The following is a 17,337-nucleotide window of genomic DNA, read 5'->3' as shown; positions in this document are numbered from 1 at the left end:
CGCACCGGATCACATCATGGCTTGGTCGCTCTGGCGCAGGAGACACCAGCTCAGGGCCCAACAAGCACAGATGAAAACAAATATGCAACTGTAGTGCTAACAGAAACCCTCCACTTTTAGTGGGTAAGTCCAGTGTCTCCTTTGACTTTTATCTGGAGTTCTGTATACGTTACATTAATCGTTACTTGTCACGTATAGAGAACATGGACCATTCCCTAATCGCTACACGCCTTGGCGAGCAGCTTCGGCAGCGCCGTCTGAACCGCGGGCTGACCCAAGTGAGGCTTGCGGCCTTGGCGGGTATCACCCGGCAGAAGGTTATTGCCATCGAAAAGGGAGATCTGTCGGTGGGCATGGCTGCCTATGCGCGAGTCCTAGGGGCCTTGGACTGTGAATTTTCGCTGGTGACCGCTGCAATGCCCACACTGGACGAAATCCAGGGAGTTTTCGACTGATGACGGCGGTGCTGCACGTTACAACGCCTGAGGGTGACAGCGGGAAGATACTGAGTAGTGCTGGAGGCTACCTGTTCCGCTACCATGAAAAGGCAAAGGCGCAGGCGGCGATCAGTTTGCTGATGCCCGTGCGTATGGATGAGTACCGTCACCGGGAGCTGCACCCCATCTTCCAGATGAACCTGCCGGAAGGCTATGTCCTGGAGCAGTTGCGTAACCGCCTGGCTAAGGTAGCGAACGTTGACCCCATGTTGCTGCTTGCGCTGTCTGGCAGCAGTTCGCCGATCGGGCGAGTCGCGGTGAGTTCGCCAGAAGTCGATGCGCTTTTACAGCGGCAGCAGTTCCCCGGAGAAAGGTTGCAGGAAATCCTTGCCTGGGATGGCGCGGAAGATATTTTTGCTGGTCTAGTGGATCGCTATATCCTGCGCGCTGGGATATCGGGTGTGCAGCCCAAAGTACTGGTGCCTGAGCATCAGGATTCCTCGCCACAGCGGTTCACCTCGAAAACATCTGATTTGATCATCAAAAGTGGCCGAGATGAATTTCCTGGGCTGGCGATCAACGAATTCCTCTGCATGTCCGTGGCCCGAGAGACGGGGATTGCGGTTCCAGAGTTCTACCTTTCCGACAACACCAAACTGTTCGTGATGCGCCGCTTCGATCGGGATGAACAGCTCAATCCCATAGGCTTCGAGGACATGGCCGCCCTGATGGGACTGGCTGCGGAACAAAAGTACAGCAAGAGCTACTCAGCCATAGCCAAGGCCATTCGTCTGTTCTGCTCGCCTGAGCAGGTGCAGACATCACTGGCTCAGCTATTCGCGATGGTGACGCTGAGCTGCATCGTCGGTAACGGCGACGCGCATCTGAAAAACTTTGGGTTGCTGTATTCCAACCCGACTAAGCGTGATGCGCGGCTGGCACCAGCTTACGATATCGTCAATACAACGGTCTACATTCCAGAAGACGTCTTGGCACTTGATCTGACTGGCAACAAGTCGTTATTTGCTTCGCGATTGGGGCTGCTGGACTTCGCTCAGGTGTGTGATGTTACCCAGCCAGAAGAAGTAATCCGCGAGCAATTGCAAGCATTGGAGCAGGTACTAGCTCGCTCAACGGAGCTTTGCGAGCAAGCGCCACATGTAGTCGCCGCAATCCGGCACTGTGCTGACCCGTTTATCAAAACGTTCGGCTAGGTGTATGGTCCCGAGATGAGGTGGTGCGGGTCGATTCTGCGCCTTCAGACTCTCGATATCGTCGTAGTGAAAGACCTTGATCGTCCGGTTCATGCGCTCGGCCTGACTGTTGGTCCAAGGATGGTAGGGCTTGGTCAGACAGCCATGCTCGATGCAGACGCGGTCAAAGAGGTGTGGGCCGAGGAACTGCTGGCTCGGGCCGGTCCTGTTCTTGGGGAGATCAGCGAACGCCATGCCGTTGTCTTTCGGTCAGCACCGTATGAATGATGTAGGGAAAAGCGCCCACGACGTTTCTGAGCAAGGCAGCCCCTTCTATCTGGCCTGCGCTGTCGTGGAACTCGACGTAGGTGAACGTCGAGACACGGTCGATGGCCAGGAACATGACCAGCTTGCCGTCGGCGTGACGCCGTTCGCCGCTGTAGCCCTGGTCGACGAAGGCAACCTCCACCGCCTCACCGGTCACCCACTGCACTTGCTCGGCGAAAGCAGCCGGTCCTGTTCGTTGGCGGGCGTCACCCGCAGGGCGAGCAACTGCCCCAGCGTATCCACCGCCATCCCTTGCGGCGTTTGGCCCCGTCATAGCCGGCCCGTGCGCCGCTTTCCGGCGTCGACTGCAGGGTGCGGCTGTCGAGGATCACGGCGCTGGGCTGGGCCGTGCGCTTGCCGGCCACCCGAGCCGGCCGAGCAGCGTTGCCTGGACGTACTGGGCACGGAGCGCCGCGACCTCCTGCGGTGTGGAGACCTGGCTGTCCATGATGGGCGTGTCGGGCTAATCGTATTGACTCGGATGCCCTAGTCCTTCAACTCCATCGCCGTCGCGCATCAACGGCAAGGCCTTCTGCACGGTGAAGGCCAGGCCACGCACGTTCACGGCGAACGTCTTGTTGAAATGCTCGGGTGAGAGATCATCAATGGTGCGGTGCTCGACCACGCCAGCGTTTGCGAAGAGCACGTCGAGCTTGCGCTTTGCGTGCTCGACCGTCGCATAGAGCCGATCGAGGTCGAACAGCTCGGACGCGTCGCCCTGAACGGCGGTGACATCGCCGCCGATGAGGGCGACGGCCTTGTCCAGTTCGGACTGTCGGCGGCTGAAGATGAAGACGCTAGTGCCCTCATCCCTGAAACGCTTGGCCGTGGCGAGCCCGATACCGCTGTTGCCGCCAGTGACGACAGCAACCTTGCCCTGTATCGCGCCATGGGCTTACGCCTTGAGCGTGCTGGCCTTGCGCAGCGCCGGCAGCAGTTCCTCGGGGTCAGGTCGCTGCGTGTAGTCCGGGTTGACCTCGGCGTACACGATTGTGCCGTCCTGGGCGATAACGTACCGAGCCGGCATCGGCAACGTCCAGTCCGGATCGTCGTTGAAGTTCGGTAGGTCGTTCTTGAAGCTCTTGTAGAGATCGACCAGGTAGTCCGGCAGCTTGAACCTCAGGCCGAAGGCTTCGCCCACTGCGCCCTTCTCGTCCGACAGGATCGGAAAGGTGACGTTGTTCTCGTGGGTCGATTTGCGGCTGTTGGGGGCCGTCTGCGGTGAGATCGCGACCAGGCTGGCGCCGAGCTTCTCGAACTCGGGCAAGGCCGCCTGCAGGGCCTGTAGCTCCATGTTGCAGTAAGGGCACCAGACGCCCCGATAGAAGCTGACGACAAGCGGGCCCTTGGCCAGCAGCTCGACCGACGATACGGTGTTGCCGTCCGGGTCCTTGAGCGAGAAGGATGGGGCCTTGTCGCCGATCTTCTTGGCCCGCTCGGCCTGGCCGCTGTCCTTCAATTCAGCCGTCGCCTTGTGCATCGTGTCGATGGCGGCGCGGGGTGCGTTATAGGGAGGGTTGCCGGCTTCGAAATCGGCCTTGAATGCGTCGAGTGTTGCTTGCAGGGACATGGAACGCTCCATCAGTTGGGTATCTGGACGCGGAACGGTCCAGAACTGTTTGTCCGCAGGACGGATCAATCACTCCAAAGGGTACTGACGGATGGGACGGAGCTGTAGAACGCTGTCGGGCATTTCGATTATTCCAATTGAGAATAACCGTGGGAATTTTTGGGGCCGCTTATACGGCAAACCGAGGCTACAATAGCGTCCGGGCTCATGCACCGTGCAAGGCTTGCTGGCCCAAACCCGCTAAAAATCGCCGTCATGAAGTCGCTAAATCAGGCCCCGCCCCACGATGCGCCGGACAGCCAGCTCCGTGCGGCATACGAGGAAGAAGTCCGCGGGCTAGGCGAGCTGGTCGCACGCATGCGGAACGAGGGCTCATCCCTCGAAGCGATTGTCCGCGCCGTCAGCGGCGCGCGGCTCGCCCAATCGCGTCGCTACAAGGAGGTCACCCCCGAGCCTCTACGAAGTCGCATCATTGCGCGCACCATCGCCGAATACGGCAATCCTGACGCTCCCGATGTCGAGCATCTACGGCGTTGCGGCAAAAGCTGGAAAGAGATCATCGCGGGCGCGCTTCGACCCGGCCTGCCTGTCGCTCTTGAGTAGGGCTAATGTCGGGCGAACCTAACAGCCGCGATTCCACGAACGTAACGAACGCGCGCGCCTTGGCGCTTGCCTGCCGGCCTGTGGGAAATACTGCCCAAAGGTCGATGGGCGGCAGGGTCCAGTCTTCAAGAACGGCCTTCACCGTTCCCGCCCGCAGCTCGGGCGCGAACATCCATTCGGAAGAGATGGTAAGCCCCAGACCGACCAGGACGGCTTCACGAATGCCTTCGGCAGCGCTGATGCGAAGACGACCGTGGACTGTCACTGCCATTTCCGCCGTACCTTGCTGGAAGGTCCATACCGCTCCCCCTCCCCGCTGGTCGTAGACGACGGCCTGGTGCGAAGTCAGGTCTGGCGGCGTCAGCGGTTCCCCGGCTGCTTCGAAATAGGCCGGGGTGCCGAGCACCAGACGGCGGCCCTGGACGATTTTCCTTGCGGTTAATCCAGAGTCGGCCAGGTCACCCATTCTCAGCGCCACATCGATGCCGGCCTCGATGAGATCCACATTGCGATCATCAAGGACCATCTCAACATCAAGGGCCGGGTGTTCTGCCAGGAACGCCCCCAGGTGAGGCACGATGTGCAGCCTTGCGAACGTCACGGCCGCGCAGACCCGTAGCCGGCCCGACAGCGTTGCACCTGCCCCGCGAGCTGCAAGGTCCGCCTCGTCAGCCTCCTCAATCGACCGCTTGGCGTGCTCGTAGAAGTTCTGCCCGGCCTCTGTGGGCGATAGGCCGTGAGTGGAGCGCAGGAGAAGGCGGACGCCCAAACGCTCTTCAAGCTGGGCGATGGACTTTGAAATCGCTGGCTGGCCCACATGGAGCTGTCGCGCCGCGCCGGAGAACGAACCGGTCTCTATGACGCGCACAAAAGCTTCCATGGCAGACAGTCGGTTCAAGCTTATTCCCTTCTGGAATGATCTTTATCACTTTTCGTGCCCTACCACAACGACTCGGACATAGGCAGAGTACACCTGGTTCCAAGTAACCAGGCTTTTACGAACTAGCCGCAGTTCACTCTGGGACAGGAACATGATGTTGCTCTGGCCCCAACTCGACGAGGCGCGCCGAAAATTTGAACAAATGCCCGCGCCTTCCTCCTGTTAGTCAGTAGGCCAGGAGGGGGAGGGCGCGGGCATTTGTTCAGTTTATTAAACTCGGGGTGATCTCCCGCTTGCTCAGATTTGTCATAGAGCCGAGCAACGGTGGCGAGCGCATTCGCACGTTGGCGGTTGCTGAGCCGACGTGCAAAGCTACAAGTCACTTTCCACTAATTTTCTTCATCAGATTTACGTAAAAAACTCCAGCCTTCGGTGTTAGCCTGTGGAAAGGCCGTAAATTCAAGAGTCCAAGTGGAATTAACGACCTTTTCCGAATACTCGTGCTTGAGCGTTTCTACTAGAAACGGTACTCAAGCAGTTCCTTCATCCGCTTCAGATCTGACGCATCCATGCCATCGTACTTCGACTTTCACTGGTAATACGTAGCCGGGCTGATTCCGGCTTCCCTATACAGGTCCTTGATTGGCACGCCGGCATCACCTTGCTTGAGGATCGAGTTGACTTGCTCCCCGCCGTGAACGACAGGGATTCCTGCTTCAGCAAGGCTTGCCTTACGCTACTTGAGCGCTTGGACTTACGGCCTCTCCACAGGCTAACACCGCCAGCCCGGCGGCTTTTATATTACGGGCCGCGTTGATGTCGCGATCATGGTCAATCCCGCATTGCGGGCAGGCCCACGAACGAACATCCAGCGGCAGGGATGCAATGGTATGCCCACAACACGAACAACACTTCGAGCTTGGATACCAACGGTCGATCTGGACGATCTGCCGTCCAGCCCATTCGCCTTTGTACTGGACCTGGCGCATCAGTTCGCCCCATCCCGCATCGGCAATGGCCTTGCTCAGTTTCGGATGGCGGATCAGGTTCTTCACCGCAAGGGTTTCAGCGCAGACCACTTGGTTCTCGTTAATCAGTCTGCGGGATAGCGTGTGCAAGCGGTCCATTCGGCAATCGGAGATTTTCGCGTGGATACGCGCGACTTTCAGTCTGGCCTTGGCGCGATTGGCCGAACCGAGCTTTTTCTTGCTCAGTCGGCGTTGTGCTTTAGCCAATCGGGCTGCGTATCTGGCGGTAGGGCGGGGATTGCCGATCCGTTCACCCTCGCTGGTGACGAACAGGTCTTTCAGGCCCAGGTCGATGCCGATCATCTTTGGCGTGACGGGCAGTGCTTCAGGTTCGAACACGCACAGGCAGGACACGAAATAGCGCCCAGCCCAGTCCTTCGAAAGGGTAACCGTGGTTGGCTCGCTCGGCAGTGGACGGCTCCAGCGAATGTCCAGTGCGACCCTGGACTTGGCCATGTACAGCTTGCCATCCCGATAGCGGAAGGCCGACTTCGTGAACTCAGCCGATTGCCGATGCTTCTTGCTCTTGAATGCCGGGTACTTCGCTCGCCCGGCAAAGAAATTCTTGAACGCGGCTTGCTGATGGCGAAGGCATTGCTGCAAAGGAACCGAGGAAACGTCATTCAGCCAGGGAAATTCGCCAGCTTTCTTGATCCGGGAAAGCTCGGCATTGGCCTCCCGATAACCGATCTTTTCCTGGCGCTGATAGAACGCATCGGTCCGCCAGCGCAGGACATGGTTGTAGACAAAGCGCACGCAACCAAAGGTTTGAGTCAGAAGGTCTTTCTGCTCATCCGTTGGGTAGAAACGGTATTTGTACGCACGGTTAGCCATGCGTCACATTTTACCCAAAGCACTGTAAAGATAGCCAGTGAAAGGAGAGCGAGAACAGGGGCAACTTACGCTGCCGCGCTATTCCTCCCCGCACTAAAAGTACGGGGTCTCTCGCGCAAAATACGATGATGGGCTGGTGCGCGAACCGAATCTGGTCCGTCAACGCTTCTGACCTTGCGACTTGGGTCAATACAAGGCCGTCAGTCTGGCCAATCGCTACAACTTGATGCTGAGGATGGAATGGGAAGGCTTGCCCTATCGCTTTCCCTGCCCCGAAACCGATAGGGCGATAGGGCGATCAAGGCAGCAGACCTTATCGTTTCGGCGGTCGACCTGCCTTCGGCACGGGTGGCCATCGGTGAACTCCAGTCGATCAAGCAGAACTGCATGTGGCTCGATCTGGGCAACGGTCCCCGCCATGGGCAAGTCGTCTTCGGTGCTATCGCAGCAAAACAGCGTCAGCATTATCCTAACGTGCTGGATGCCTATGCCGAAATTCCTATTCTACCAGACGACCACTCGAAATCCTGCTCGGTCGCAGCCTCACTGCGTAGCCAGGACTGCCTGATTAATCGGGCCGTGACCACTGCCGGGATGATCTGGTCTCACTGAACTTCGACTTCTTCATAGAACCTCCTGGCTGGAAAGATGCCAGAAAGCTCTACTTCTTGGGTGTCCGGGATTGGGGGAGCTTACGCGCAATCTAAAGTAGATTTAGCATAGGAATAATTACTAAAATAGATTTTCGTAGTTAAAAACATGATTTTTAGTAAAAACATATAAGAAGTATATTGATAGATTTGGTTATTTTCGTATGCTGTATAAACTTATTAGTTAATGGCGTATACGATGATATCCCAAGAGAATATCGATGAGCTTCCTTACACCGATTACAAGAAATTGACGTTCAGTGCTCAAAAAACCGCTGATCTACTAGGGTTGCACGTCCAAACCGTGCATGCGGTTGAAGAAGATCTGGATATAGCTATTACTCGCGTAGAACGAGGTTCGGCTTCACACCGAATATATAGCTTGGACGATATTTTCAAGATCGCCTGGATGCGTCGAGAAAAAGGAAAAAGCAAAGGGTTCTCACGTCCTGTAACGCTGGCTACCTATATTTCCAAGGGAGGGACGAGCAAAACTACCAGTGCAGTAAACTTGGCTATTCAATTCAATCTTGCTGGGCTGCGGACACTTATTATCGACAACGATCCGCAAGGCGACGCGAGTACCATGCTTGGGTATGATCCGGACTATCGAGCGGAAGATCTCGTCGAAAAAGGTCTTCCTGCAGAACGCGCCGTGGAAGGCCATTTTGGGCATCTGCTAGAGTTGCCTGGAATGCAGAGTATGAAGCTAGATCAGGTCATCAAAAAGCCCTTTGGTGAGTATGGACCTCATCTGATTCCGGCCGAAGCGGCGCTTGAGGATATTGACACTTTTCTACGCCTAGCTGATGGCAGCGATTTCCGTTACGCACTCTTCCTTGAGCAGGCGCGCTCTGGAGCGATCCCCGATTGTGACCTGTCGCCGTATGACATCGTGATTATCGACAATGCGCCGACTGGCACTATGCTGGCACGAAACGCGATGGTGGCTGCCGATATGCTGATTTGCCCAATTCGTATGGATAAATTCAGCTTTCGTGCGCTAGCACGTCTCGACGAAAAACTACGGGCGTTTGCACGAGCTTTCAAACGCTTGCCAGAGATAGCTGCTATCCCGAGCATGCTCATTAAAGGCCGACCGAGAGTTTATGCATGCTTGGATGAAATCACTCGAGTATTTCCAGGCAAAATGACTTCCCCGGTCTACATGTCTGAGGACTACAACAAAAGTCTTGAATTGAGTATTCCGTTGTCATTGTGGAGTCCGGCGAAAAAACAAACCCAGGCAACTTTGCGCGAAGTGGCTGGGGAAATCCTTGAGCGTATTCGCACCAGTGTAGATGGAGGCTTGAAATAATGGCCATGAAACAATCTAGCCCTCTTGGAACTGGAAGCTTGGGCGGAGTTGCATACACAGATGAAGATAATCAAGAGATAACAAGACCTAAACACGTCCATGGCATACCAGTTCCAGAAGAAGTTTCGAAGGCAAATTTGTCGACGAGTTCAGCAGATATGTTGCGAGCTGCCGGGCTGCTCAAGAAGCCAGACAAACAGGCTCATGGCGTGAATCGAATCCAAGCAGAGCAGCCGAAATTCAATCCTCTTGAATCACCAGATGAGATCAATAAAGTTTTGGCGCTGGACGTCGATAAAGTTGACCCTAGCCCGTTCCAGCCTCGGAAAAAATTCGATGAACAAGCCTTGCAGGAGCTGGCATTCGCCATTGCGAGCAACCATGGTTTGAACAATCCTGTCGTCGTTCGGCCTCGACCCAATGGTCGGTACGAACTGATCGCTGGCGAGCGCCGTCTGAGGGCCATTCGGGGAATCCTAGGACAGGCGACCATTGATGCCATCGTGCGCGATGTCGACGATGCTGAAGCAGCCATTCTGGTTGCAATGGATAACAATGACGAGCCACTTAGCGATTACGAAAACGGTCAAGCCTATAAGCGCCTCATTGAGGATAAACTGGTCGAGTCACAAGCAGCTTTAGCCCGTCGAATGGGAGTGAGTCCGGCCACAATTAGTCGTTGTTTGGCTTACCTCGAATTACCCAGACCTGTGCTAGATATGCTGAATCTGAATCCCGATTTAGTTGGGACCAATATCGTGCGCAGATTTGTCGCCCTGGCCAAAGAGGGGCGTGAAGACCTCGTAATTGAAGCTGTCCAGCAAATCGCTGATGGCAAAGTCATCCAAGACGAGGCAGCAAGTTGGGCAGAGAGTCGTGCGGCCGAAGATGCTGCCAAACAGGCAGGAAAAAAGAGCAAACCAGCTCCAAGCAAGCCTGTCCATGAACCTCTAGTGTTCGACGGTAAGAGCTATGGCCGTTCGCTTCTCAAGGGTAAGCGTGTAGAAATGCTCTTTGAGGATGCTGATAAGGCTGCTGAGATTTACGAGGCGATCAAACAATTCTTGATGCAGCGCTCTGCCGCTAAGTTAGCCGAAGCTGTAGATAAGGAGGCTTGATATCCTCTCTGCCCTGCGCGAACAGACGTTCGATTATCATGAAGCATATCGGCTACTACCACCTAGGCTACTGGATGGTAGTAGTTGTAGCTTAAAACAGCTTCACAGTACCCAACTTTCTACCGTCTCAGCGCCGTACTCGTTTTTCCATTGCTTGAGCACTTTGTGATTACCGCCTTTAGTTTCGACGATTTCACCCGTGTGCGGATTCTTGTATCGTTTAGTGCTGCGCGGCTTACGTGATACAGGTTGCTTTGGTTCTGGTACTGAACGGTGATTAGAATCGAGAAGCGCAATAACAGCCTGGGGGCTTTGATTGTGCTTTTCCATCAGGGCACGCAACTCTGTCTCGAACTGCATTTCTTCCTGAAGCGCTTTGTCCTGCTTCATGTCCTCCAATGCCTGGAGCTGTTCACGAAGCTTTTCTTCCAAAGCGCGGAATTCGGATAAACGAGACATTATTTCTCCATTGATCTGTTAATTTTCGCTAGCCATGAAACGTGGTAACTAAGGCATCCTCTTTAAAAAGGATGTAATCGGGCATCTTAAATCACCCGGTGCGGGATGAACTGTTCATTCGAGAGATCAAGAACCGGAGCATCGAATTCCCGAATACAGAGGGTCGCCGGTATAGCACTATGCTCCTGGCCTCCATGGCGGGCCGAGGAGAGGCGGCCGAGGACAGGCTTGGCGACATGAGCGAGGTGTGTTTCTGGCGCTGCCTACGCCAGAACGAAACATCGACACAATCAGATCGGAAATGGATACGTCGCCTGCTCCCCGCTTTCGAGGTTCAGTACGATCCAATGCTTGTTTGTCTCGCCGTAACGCAGTAGTTCCCAGAGAATGTTCATCCTGGCAGTGGTCACGGCCCGATTAATCAGGCAGTCCTGGCTACGCAGTGAGGATGCGACCGAGCAGGATTTCGAGTAGTTGTCTGGTAACGTGGGAATTTCAGCATAGGCATCCAGCACGTTAGGATAATGCTGACGCTGTTTTGCCGCGATAGCACCGAAGACGACTTGCCCATGGCGGGGACCGTTGCCCAGATCGAGCCACATGCAGTTCTGCTTGATCGACTGGAGTTCACCGATGGCCACCCGTGCCGAAGGCAGATCGACCGCTGAAACGATAAGGTCTGCTGCCTTGATCGCCCTATCGCCCTATCGGTTTCGGGGCAGGGAAAGCGATAGGGCAAGCCTTCCCATTCCACCCTCAGCATCAAGTTGTAGCGATTGGCCAGACTGACGGCCTTGTATTGACCCAAGTCGCAAGACCAAAAGCGTTGACGGACCAGATTCGGTTCGCGTACCTGCGCGTCGTCGATAATGGTGACGTGCAGCCCATAGGGGTGTCCCAGCGAGCGCAGCGCATGATGGAACGCTGCCAGACAATCCACGGTTTCACTGCCGTTGCCGCCCGCGCCGATCACGACGATACGGATAGTCGAGGACAACCAATTGGCCGGGGTCTTGAACCGTACCGGCTCGGGTTGTATCACCTGAGCAGTAGCCATCAGTGGTGCTTCCGCAGGATGGATTGGAGCGTCACCGCCGCTCCTTGATGAAGCACCGGCACCAGTCGCTCCACGGGAAATGTGCTCTCTCCGGCGTGAGCAAGATCGCGGTAGAACACGAGCATCGCCGCGAAATTCTCGCAGCCCTGGACAGGCTGAATACTGCCCTCATGGGTATTGGTGCTTTCCAGCACGAACCGCTCCCACACGGGAATGTGCTCGTTGAGGATTTCGGTGGGCAGCTCGACATTGCCGGTACAAAAACTCCCGTCCTGATAAACATTGCCCAAGGGAACATAGCACAGCGGCGTGTCGGGTCCGGGGCGTGCTGTCTGAGCATAAGCGAAGCAGCGCAGGGGCTTACCGTCCATGGCTACGAAAATCAGGCCGGGTAGCGGGGTTGTGATGATTTCCTTAGGGAAAGGCAACTGAGCGAGCTGTGCAGGCCGGTACCAGGCCAGACAACCGCGCCCACGTGCCAGTAGATTGTTCGGGAGAAATTCCAGCGCAGGCTCTTCATTGAGCAGCAACTCCACCAGCGCCTGTTTGTCGTGGGTGCTGAAGGCCCGCCCGGCACCGAGGGTAAAGCCTTTGCCTTTGTCGATCTCCTTGACGGCATGGGTGGTGATCGTCACTCGCCCGGTTTTTTCGTGATGATGGATCAACATGGCTTGGCTGGTGATGTCATGGCTGAGCATGTTGGGTTTCCTCAAGAGCATTAAGAGCTGTGGTGATGTTGGTCAGGTGCGCGATGCACTCGGCGGTGCGCTGAAGGATCGGGAGGGTCTGGCTCGTCATCTGCGGCCCGGCTATCGGCAAACCGATGGCGGGATACCCAGTCCCATTGATGATGCTGTCGAATCCTTCAAAAGCACTCTGATACAACGCGTGAAAATCCCCAGCGATATTCACGCATATGCTCTCGAAGAAGCTCAAACCGTCATTGGGTGTGCCAGCAAAGTCCTGAGCATTGATCGGGGTGTGGTGCTCGACTCGCTGAAGGAAAGTGCGCAGTGCATCAACCAGGGCGCTCAGAACACCTGTATAGGGACCGCCTTGTCCGTTCGCTTGCTCGGCTTGGAGCAATACTGTTTGCAGCTCGGCTTTGTCGTAACGTAACAATTGAAATCCGGTGTGTTCGACCAACTGGTGCATCTCGATTAGTAAAGCGGCGACTCGGTATGCCGAGTCTTCGTCGAACTTATCGCCCTCAGTGAATGCCCAGGTGTCGGTTGCCAGCTCGTGCGACGGCGTATCCAGCAGATAGTCCACCAGCTCAGGATGAGTTGAGATTTTCACTCGCTCCGCGAGAGCATGGTAGGCATCGGCAATTTCGTAATTCAGGTAACTGTATTCGCCGATGAAAGTGGCGGGTGTATGGAACGGCACGAAAAAATGGCTCATGGCATCCAGCGTCTTGAACAACAAAACATTGATTTCCCTGAAGTCGTCGCTCATCACCTCCGGTAAGGTCAGATCGAAGTCCTTGAACCTCTGTGATTCCAGAAAGAAAAGTTCTCCCTGGAGGCCGTATGCCAAGCAATCGGATGCCCACTCGGGAGCGACCAGCATTGCGCCAAGGGCTTTGCTTACGGTCTGGATTAGCTCATGAGCGCAATCCGGGCCACGCTCGATCAGGGGCGCAACGTTATCGACCGGGAACAGACCGGCTTCAATACACTGCACGGTGGCACTGGCGGCCACCTGTGCATCAAAAAACGGCGCGTTCAGATGCTGGAGCAGTTTCCGCTTCTGACGAAACAGCCGCTGGCGAGGGAGGGTCAGTCTGCTTTCAAGAGCAGCCACCACCTCGCCAGTCAAACGATACAGGCCATAGGCGTTGGGATAGCTCTCCAGCCAGCCCAGCGCGTCCTCCCCGATTAATCCGCCCTGTATCGCTTCCAGACAGAAAGCGGCATGCCCCTGCTTGTCCACGCGATGGCGGTTGACGCGTATGAACTGCAGGCCCGAGCCTCCTGCATGGCCTGCCCGATGCGGGGTAGGCTGAAAGGGCTCAACGGGGCAGCGGGAAGTTGATAACGCCGGGACTCGAAGGAGAGTTCAGCAATGCCCATAAACGCCTCAGTTGATGGTGATTCAGATCGGATGTGTCATTGGTCGGGACGGCGCGGGCATCGATCTCGCCGCGCTCCCAGCGTTTAAGAATGGAAAGCGGATCAGCCTTTGTCGCCAAAGCTGGCTTTGCGGAATTCGTAGACATAACGATCCTCTTCTTGGATGGGGGCGACGATCTTGGCTCCGACAAGTCGCGGGAACTGGCGGGCATAATGCTTGAGCACCGCTTCGGGCTGCATGCCGGAATCGGGATCAGGCAGGTCACGGTCTGAGTAACGGAATACGCGGTCGAGGGTGATGATGGCAGCGGTCATGGCTGACTCCTGAGCAGAGAGATTCAGTGATCGGGGTGGGGAGGACGCTGGAGCGGGGCGAAGTGAGTGATTACATCGTCGTCGCCAATCTCCAGGTGGATGAGATCGATTGAATCGAACTCAACATCCCCATTGGGATAAGGAACGATCCAGGTCAGGGCGGTGAACGTGATGAATTCGCCAGTTGGTACTCGGGTTTTCCGCCCGCATTCGTTCACTCTCACGTCAACGACTGGACGTGTGCCAGCGACCCAATACACCCCTTCTGGAGGGAGCTTGTCATAGTCGAAAGGCTCGAATGGCATCGTGAATTACCCTTTGTTTAGAAATTAATGCCGAGGTCATCGTAGACGGCAGAGGCGGTGGGTTTCTCTGCGGCATCGGTGCTGGATGCTTGTTCCGGTTGAACGGATGGCAGGTTGGCTTCCTTGTTGTTGCTATTGGTGGCGTCGTTTTGTGTTGCCAATGCTTTGGGTTTGGGATCACGGGCTTTCTTGGCGTCTGCCAGCGCTTGGGAGCCCAGTACCCGAATTTCATCGAGCAGGCGGGTTCCTTCGTTGAGTGCAGCGGTGTGGGTGCAGACGCGCTCGGAGAGCGCGGCTTCGACTTCTGCGGGGGTACCTGATACCAGCAGCGGCTTTGCCAGTGCAGCGCGTAGCTGCACCTCGGTGTTGCTGGCCGTGTCGGGGGTTGGGCCAAGGTCGGCACTCAGCAGGACTTTGATGCGACCATCTGCAAGTCCTTGAAGGTCGATATGAATGCGCCGGTCGGTTCCGTTAACGGCTTGGCTGATTGCAGCAAAAAAGCTGTCGCTCATGGGGTGTTCCCTGTGTGATTTGTGAGTGGTCAGGCAGCGTTGTGGCGGCGCGTTACCAAGGCAGTGCTGCTCTGTACCGGTAGTTCTAACGCAGGTGGCAAATATCCCAACCACGAGAAGGCGGTGAAGGTGAGGATGGTCTTGATAAGCTCATCGAGCTTGCCCGAGGCGAGTTTGTCGAAGGCTTTCTCACCCTTCACTTCGTTGTATTTGGCGGCAAAGCCTGACTGTTTGCAGTCATGGATGATGGCGGGCTTCACTTGAGCCTTGAGATAGGCTTCGTTCATCATGAAAGCTTCTATGGGTTGCATGCCTGTGTGTTGGATGTAGGCCAGCGACTGACTTCCCGCTACGGATTGCTCGAACTGATCGCTGTTGTCACAGCGAAATACGGTGGTCGCGGCCATGCTGCCCAACAGCGTGAATAAATCAGTTTCGGTGCGTTGAGCCAGTTGGATTTCAAGTGCGGCACGGTCCGTTGGCATCAAGTGAGACTGGATACCCAAGCCGTGTTCCATCCGTTTACGCAGGGCTTCGGGCAGTTCGTTTCGGACATCGACATACAGGCTGGTGATGGCGATAGCCAATGCAAGGCGACGGTCTTCCAGTACGGCCTTGCTCGCCATTCGACTGTAAAGATTGAAGGCTTCCCGGCGCAGGGCTTTTTTTATGTGGGCAGGTTGTGTCGAAGCAGAAGTGCTCTTGTTTTCAGGCGATTTTTTCTCTTTGGAGGTTGTTTCTACCGTAGGTGCTGCTTGTGAATGGCTCGCCTGTTGAGCGGTGGTGCTTTCATCGTGGATGGAAGTGGCGAGCTGGTTTTGTCTGTTCACTTCATTTAGCAGCACCTTGTAGTGCTCCTGCTTTTGCTGGTGGCAGTTTTTGTCGAAGCAAAAACCTCCGGTAACGGTCCCTTCTTGCCCAGCAGCGGTACTGACTACAGCACCGTAGTGTTGGCATAACAGACAGGCGCTGAGCTGATGCCATGAGTGCCTTTGGCTTCAAGGCGACTATAGCCTTCTCGTGGCAGGGTCAGGTCCGTGTGAACGACCCCGAATTCCTGTTGAGCTTCTGCTTGTGTGGCTTCGATCAAGGCGGTGGTTTTCTGGTTCCAACAGTTGGCGTTCTGGCACCGGGAATCGCCCAGGCTGGCCTCGAACAGGTCGGCGTTCAACCCGGAGTTATGCAGGCAAGACAGACAATCTTGGGTATCGAAACGAGCGGTTGAAATATCACGAGTGAGCGACAGTAGCCGGTCGCGGGTTTCCGTGACGGAGTAGCCCATCTCGATGATACGGGCCAATACCGGACGCTGGGTATCGGCAGGCAGGCGGCATAGCAGCTCGGCGTGGCCGATCTTGATCTGTTCGTGCAGCAAGGCATCAGCCACTTCGTGACAGGCATGGGAAAGCAGGATGCGGCTGTCCAGCTTGGTTCGGGACCAGTTGAGGGCATTCATCACGGCGGCATGATCGTTAGCTATGTCGGCCAGTAGCACTACAGCGTGTTGCGCTTCTTCAATGGGCGTGAGGTCGGTGCGAACCTGATTTTCCAGAGCAGCGGCGATTCGAGCTTCCTGATCGCTCATGGTGCGGATTTGTGCGGGAATGCTGTCGAGTCCGGCGTCCTGTGCAGCCGACCACCGTGAATTCCCGGCGACCACTTCAAAGTCATGCTCCAGGTCGGTGATCGGTCGTACCAGGATCGGTTGCAGGATGCCTTGGGCCGTGATGCTTTCCACGAGCTGCGCGTACTTGGCTTTATTGCGGCCTTTACGGGGATCGATATTGGAGTTGCGGCGGATTCGGTTCAGCGGCAGGACTCGGACTTGGGGGCTATCGCTCATAGAAAAACCTTTGAGGGTCAGTGAGTTGGATGCCTGTATTGTCAGCGATGCGGGAAAACTCCCAAGTTTTAAGGGAATAAAGTGGTCCGAGTGGCTGGCAGGTTGAGCGTTTGTTTTTAGGAAGCTTTTTAAGCTGAAAGCTTGGTACTGGAAGTGTTTAAAAATTCCACTTAATGAAGTGAAGGCTTTTGTCGAAGTGGCACATGAGGAAACAAACCGGCTCGAGGGTCTTGGTGATGGCGGGTTTTGAGGTGACAACGATTGGAAAGGTGTTAAGGCGGGGAATATTCGAGGGGGTTCGCAGGGCGAGACGGTGAAGCCGGAAAGTAGAGCGCAGCGTTACTCTTTCCCTGGTTGAGAGAGATAGTCAGTCGTTGTTGGAGTTGCCGGAGAGGATGGCGTCCGCCATGGCGTTGATGGTAGCGGCATCGAGCGTGGGGTTTTGTGCCCGCAGTTGCAGGATCAGCGCCAGCCGGTGATGTAACTCGGCTACCGGTGTGGGGGCCTTGGTCGCCGTGGTGGCGCGCTGGCTGGCTTGTTTCTGTCGGCGGCGGGTGGCTTGCTGGGTGGAGCGGCGCAGGTGAGTCTGCTGGATAGACTCGATCTGTTTGAGACGGCGTTTGCGGGCGGCCTTGCGAGCCAGATGGTGGTGAAGCGAGAGGCCCAGGTGCTGCCAGAACAGGTCGGCAAAGCGAATCAGCACGCGAGTACGCACGAGTTGCTCGCCATGCTCGCGTACCGGGATCAATTCGAGACGACGCACCAGATAGCCGGCCTGCTCCAGATGTTTGAGCAGACGATTGAAGCAGGCCG

General features: G+C 55.9%; 19 protein-coding genes and 3 pseudogenes. 6 read left to right on the top strand and 16 right to left on the bottom strand.

All coding sequences use genetic code 11. The annotated features are described in order from the left end of the window. The first annotated feature begins 203 nt into the window (after positions 1–203). Complete coding sequence (locus tag FHR87_RS17880) at positions 204–455, top strand: helix-turn-helix transcriptional regulator (RefSeq protein WP_183168136.1); 252 nt, start codon at positions 204–206, stop codon at positions 453–455. Beyond that, positions 455–1,651, top strand: a complete 1,197-nt coding sequence (locus FHR87_RS17875) for a type II toxin-antitoxin system HipA family toxin (RefSeq protein ID WP_183168135.1) — start codon at positions 455–457, stop codon at positions 1,649–1,651. The genes FHR87_RS17880 and FHR87_RS17875 overlap by 1 nt, the downstream gene beginning before the upstream one ends. Here FHR87_RS17875 and FHR87_RS19385 read toward each other — a convergent pair. From FHR87_RS19385 to FHR87_RS17855, 3 genes and pseudogenes are all read right to left on the bottom strand, one after another. Beyond that, a pseudogene (locus FHR87_RS19385) lies at positions 1,568–2,325 on the bottom strand (transposase); the annotation flags it as partial. The gene FHR87_RS17875 and the pseudogene FHR87_RS19385 sit on opposite strands and share 84 nt — an antisense overlap. 95 nt (positions 2,326–2,420) lie before the next feature. Beyond that, positions 2,421–2,840, bottom strand: a complete 420-nt coding sequence (locus tag FHR87_RS17860; protein ID WP_183168137.1) for an SDR family NAD(P)-dependent oxidoreductase — start codon at positions 2,838–2,840, stop codon at positions 2,421–2,423. A 12-nt stretch (positions 2,841–2,852) separates the two neighbouring features. After that, on the bottom strand, positions 2,853–3,527 hold the full coding sequence (locus tag FHR87_RS17855; RefSeq protein ID WP_183168134.1) for a peroxiredoxin-like family protein: 675 nt from the start codon (positions 3,525–3,527) through the stop codon (positions 2,853–2,855). Positions 3,528–3,782: 255 nt separating this feature from the next. Here FHR87_RS17855 and FHR87_RS17850 point away from each other — a divergent pair, with 255 nt between their 5' ends. Further along, positions 3,783–4,130: a cell wall-binding protein gene (locus FHR87_RS17850; RefSeq protein ID WP_183168133.1), complete on the top strand. Its 348-nt coding sequence runs from the start codon at positions 3,783–3,785 to the stop codon at positions 4,128–4,130. Here FHR87_RS17850 and FHR87_RS17845 read toward each other — a convergent pair. Together FHR87_RS17845 and FHR87_RS17840 are read right to left on the bottom strand one after the other, a co-directional pair. Continuing rightward, positions 4,084–5,028 (bottom strand): LysR family transcriptional regulator, encoded by a 945-nt coding sequence (locus FHR87_RS17845; RefSeq protein ID WP_183168132.1) that lies wholly within the window; start codon positions 5,026–5,028, stop codon positions 4,084–4,086. The genes FHR87_RS17850 and FHR87_RS17845 overlap by 47 nt on opposite strands. Before the next feature lie 713 nt (positions 5,029–5,741). Beyond that, positions 5,742–6,872: an RNA-guided endonuclease InsQ/TnpB family protein gene (locus FHR87_RS17840; RefSeq protein ID WP_183168131.1), complete on the bottom strand. Its 1,131-nt coding sequence runs from the start codon at positions 6,870–6,872 to the stop codon at positions 5,742–5,744. Between the two features lie 387 nt (positions 6,873–7,259). On the opposite strand from FHR87_RS17840, the gene FHR87_RS19375 reads away from it, so the two are divergent. The 3 genes from FHR87_RS19375 (at position 7,260) to FHR87_RS17825 (ending at position 9,958) form a co-directional block, all read left to right on the top strand. Beyond that, positions 7,260–7,484, top strand: coding sequence for a ubiquitin-activating E1 family protein (locus FHR87_RS19375; RefSeq protein ID WP_246336096.1), 225 nt, complete (start codon positions 7,260–7,262; stop codon positions 7,482–7,484). 237 nt (positions 7,485–7,721) lie between these two features. Further along, positions 7,722–8,840, top strand: a complete 1,119-nt coding sequence (locus FHR87_RS17830; protein ID WP_183168130.1) for a ParA family protein — start codon at positions 7,722–7,724, stop codon at positions 8,838–8,840. Then, positions 8,840–9,958, top strand: a complete 1,119-nt coding sequence (locus FHR87_RS17825) for a ParB/RepB/Spo0J family partition protein (RefSeq protein WP_183168129.1) — start codon at positions 8,840–8,842, stop codon at positions 9,956–9,958. Before FHR87_RS17830 ends, FHR87_RS17825 begins: the two co-directional genes overlap by 1 nt. A 102-nt stretch (positions 9,959–10,060) precedes the next feature. Here the strand turns inward: FHR87_RS17825 and FHR87_RS17820 are convergent, their stop codons facing one another. The 11 genes and pseudogenes from FHR87_RS17820 to FHR87_RS17780 all read right to left on the bottom strand — a co-directional run. Beyond that, positions 10,061–10,417 (bottom strand): histone-like nucleoid-structuring protein, MvaT/MvaU family, encoded by a 357-nt coding sequence (locus FHR87_RS17820; RefSeq protein ID WP_183168128.1) that lies wholly within the window; start codon positions 10,415–10,417, stop codon positions 10,061–10,063. 290 nt (positions 10,418–10,707) lie between these two features. Beyond that, complete coding sequence (locus FHR87_RS19370) at positions 10,708–11,019, bottom strand: ubiquitin-activating E1 family protein (protein ID WP_246336097.1); 312 nt, start codon at positions 11,017–11,019, stop codon at positions 10,708–10,710. A 224-nt stretch (positions 11,020–11,243) separates the two neighbouring features. Then, a pseudogene (locus FHR87_RS19365) lies at positions 11,244–11,474 on the bottom strand (PRTRC system ThiF family protein); the annotation flags it as partial. Beyond that, positions 11,474–12,172, bottom strand: a complete 699-nt coding sequence (locus tag FHR87_RS17810; RefSeq protein WP_183168127.1) for a PRTRC system protein B — start codon at positions 12,170–12,172, stop codon at positions 11,474–11,476. The gene FHR87_RS17810 and the pseudogene FHR87_RS19365, both read right to left, overlap by 1 nt. Continuing rightward, entirely contained in the window at positions 12,159–13,409 is a 1,251-nt protein-coding gene (locus FHR87_RS17805) for a hypothetical protein (RefSeq protein WP_183168126.1), read from the bottom strand. The genes FHR87_RS17810 and FHR87_RS17805 overlap by 14 nt, the downstream gene beginning before the upstream one ends. A gap of 242 nt (positions 13,410–13,651) precedes the next feature. Then, entirely contained in the window at positions 13,652–13,864 is a 213-nt protein-coding gene (locus tag FHR87_RS17800; protein ID WP_183168125.1) for a PRTRC system protein C, read from the bottom strand. Positions 13,865–13,887: 23 nt separating this feature from the next. Continuing rightward, a complete protein-coding gene (locus FHR87_RS17795) occupies positions 13,888–14,169 on the bottom strand; it encodes a hypothetical protein (protein ID WP_183168124.1) in 282 nt (93 codons plus the stop codon). A 17-nt stretch (positions 14,170–14,186) separates the two neighbouring features. Further along, positions 14,187–14,681: a hypothetical protein gene (locus FHR87_RS17790; protein ID WP_183168123.1), complete on the bottom strand. Its 495-nt coding sequence runs from the start codon at positions 14,679–14,681 to the stop codon at positions 14,187–14,189. 29 nt (positions 14,682–14,710) lie between these two features. Then, entirely contained in the window at positions 14,711–15,511 is an 801-nt protein-coding gene (locus tag FHR87_RS19360; RefSeq protein ID WP_246336095.1) for a hypothetical protein, read from the bottom strand. A 104-nt stretch (positions 15,512–15,615) separates the two neighbouring features. After that, the gene (locus FHR87_RS19355; protein WP_246336094.1) at positions 15,616–16,524 is read right to left on the bottom strand and encodes a ParB/RepB/Spo0J family partition protein; all 909 of its coding nucleotides are present in this window, start codon (positions 16,522–16,524) and stop codon (positions 15,616–15,618) included. Positions 16,525–16,891: 367 nt separating this feature from the next. Continuing rightward, positions 16,892–17,337 (bottom strand): annotated as a pseudogene (locus tag FHR87_RS17780) (hypothetical protein); the annotation flags it as partial.

The organism is Azomonas macrocytogenes, assembly GCF_014191985.1.
Lineage (GTDB): Bacteria > Pseudomonadota > Gammaproteobacteria > Pseudomonadales > Pseudomonadaceae > Azomonas > Azomonas macrocytogenes.
The sequence above is the reverse complement of the archived record's forward strand: the minus strand, read 5'-3'. Positions and strand labels throughout refer to the sequence as shown.

Excerpts from the sequence above, each read along its gene's own strand:
- FHR87_RS17850 (WP_183168133.1), top strand. The coding sequence starts at position 3,783 with ATGAAGTCGCTAAATCAGGCCCCGCCCCACGATGCGCCGGACAGCCAG.
- FHR87_RS17880 (WP_183168136.1), top strand. The coding sequence starts at position 204 with ATGGACCATTCCCTAATCGCTACACGCCTTGGCGAGCAGCTTCGGCAG.
- FHR87_RS17810 (WP_183168127.1), bottom strand. The coding sequence starts at position 12,172 with ATGCTCAGCCATGACATCACCAGCCAAGCCATGTTGATCCATCATCAC.
- FHR87_RS17830 (WP_183168130.1), top strand. The coding sequence starts at position 7,722 with ATGATATCCCAAGAGAATATCGATGAGCTTCCTTACACCGATTACAAG.
- FHR87_RS19370 (WP_246336097.1), bottom strand. The coding sequence starts at position 11,019 with ATGTGGCTCGATCTGGGCAACGGTCCCCGCCATGGGCAAGTCGTCTTC.
- FHR87_RS17790 (WP_183168123.1), bottom strand. The coding sequence starts at position 14,681 with ATGAGCGACAGCTTTTTTGCTGCAATCAGCCAAGCCGTTAACGGAACC.
- FHR87_RS17875 (WP_183168135.1), top strand. The coding sequence starts at position 455 with ATGACGGCGGTGCTGCACGTTACAACGCCTGAGGGTGACAGCGGGAAG.
- FHR87_RS19355 (WP_246336094.1), bottom strand. The coding sequence starts at position 16,524 with ATGAGCGATAGCCCCCAAGTCCGAGTCCTGCCGCTGAACCGAATCCGC.
- FHR87_RS17840 (WP_183168131.1), bottom strand. The coding sequence starts at position 6,872 with ATGGCTAACCGTGCGTACAAATACCGTTTCTACCCAACGGATGAGCAG.
- FHR87_RS17820 (WP_183168128.1), bottom strand. The coding sequence starts at position 10,417 with ATGTCTCGTTTATCCGAATTCCGCGCTTTGGAAGAAAAGCTTCGTGAA.
- FHR87_RS17825 (WP_183168129.1), top strand. The coding sequence starts at position 8,840 with ATGGCCATGAAACAATCTAGCCCTCTTGGAACTGGAAGCTTGGGCGGA.
- FHR87_RS19375 (WP_246336096.1), top strand. The coding sequence starts at position 7,260 with ATGTGGCTCGATCTGGGCAACGGTCCCCGCCATGGGCAAGTCGTCTTC.
- FHR87_RS17855 (WP_183168134.1), bottom strand. The coding sequence starts at position 3,527 with ATGTCCCTGCAAGCAACACTCGACGCATTCAAGGCCGATTTCGAAGCC.
- FHR87_RS17800 (WP_183168125.1), bottom strand. The coding sequence starts at position 13,864 with ATGACCGCTGCCATCATCACCCTCGACCGCGTATTCCGTTACTCAGAC.
- FHR87_RS17795 (WP_183168124.1), bottom strand. The coding sequence starts at position 14,169 with ATGCCATTCGAGCCTTTCGACTATGACAAGCTCCCTCCAGAAGGGGTG.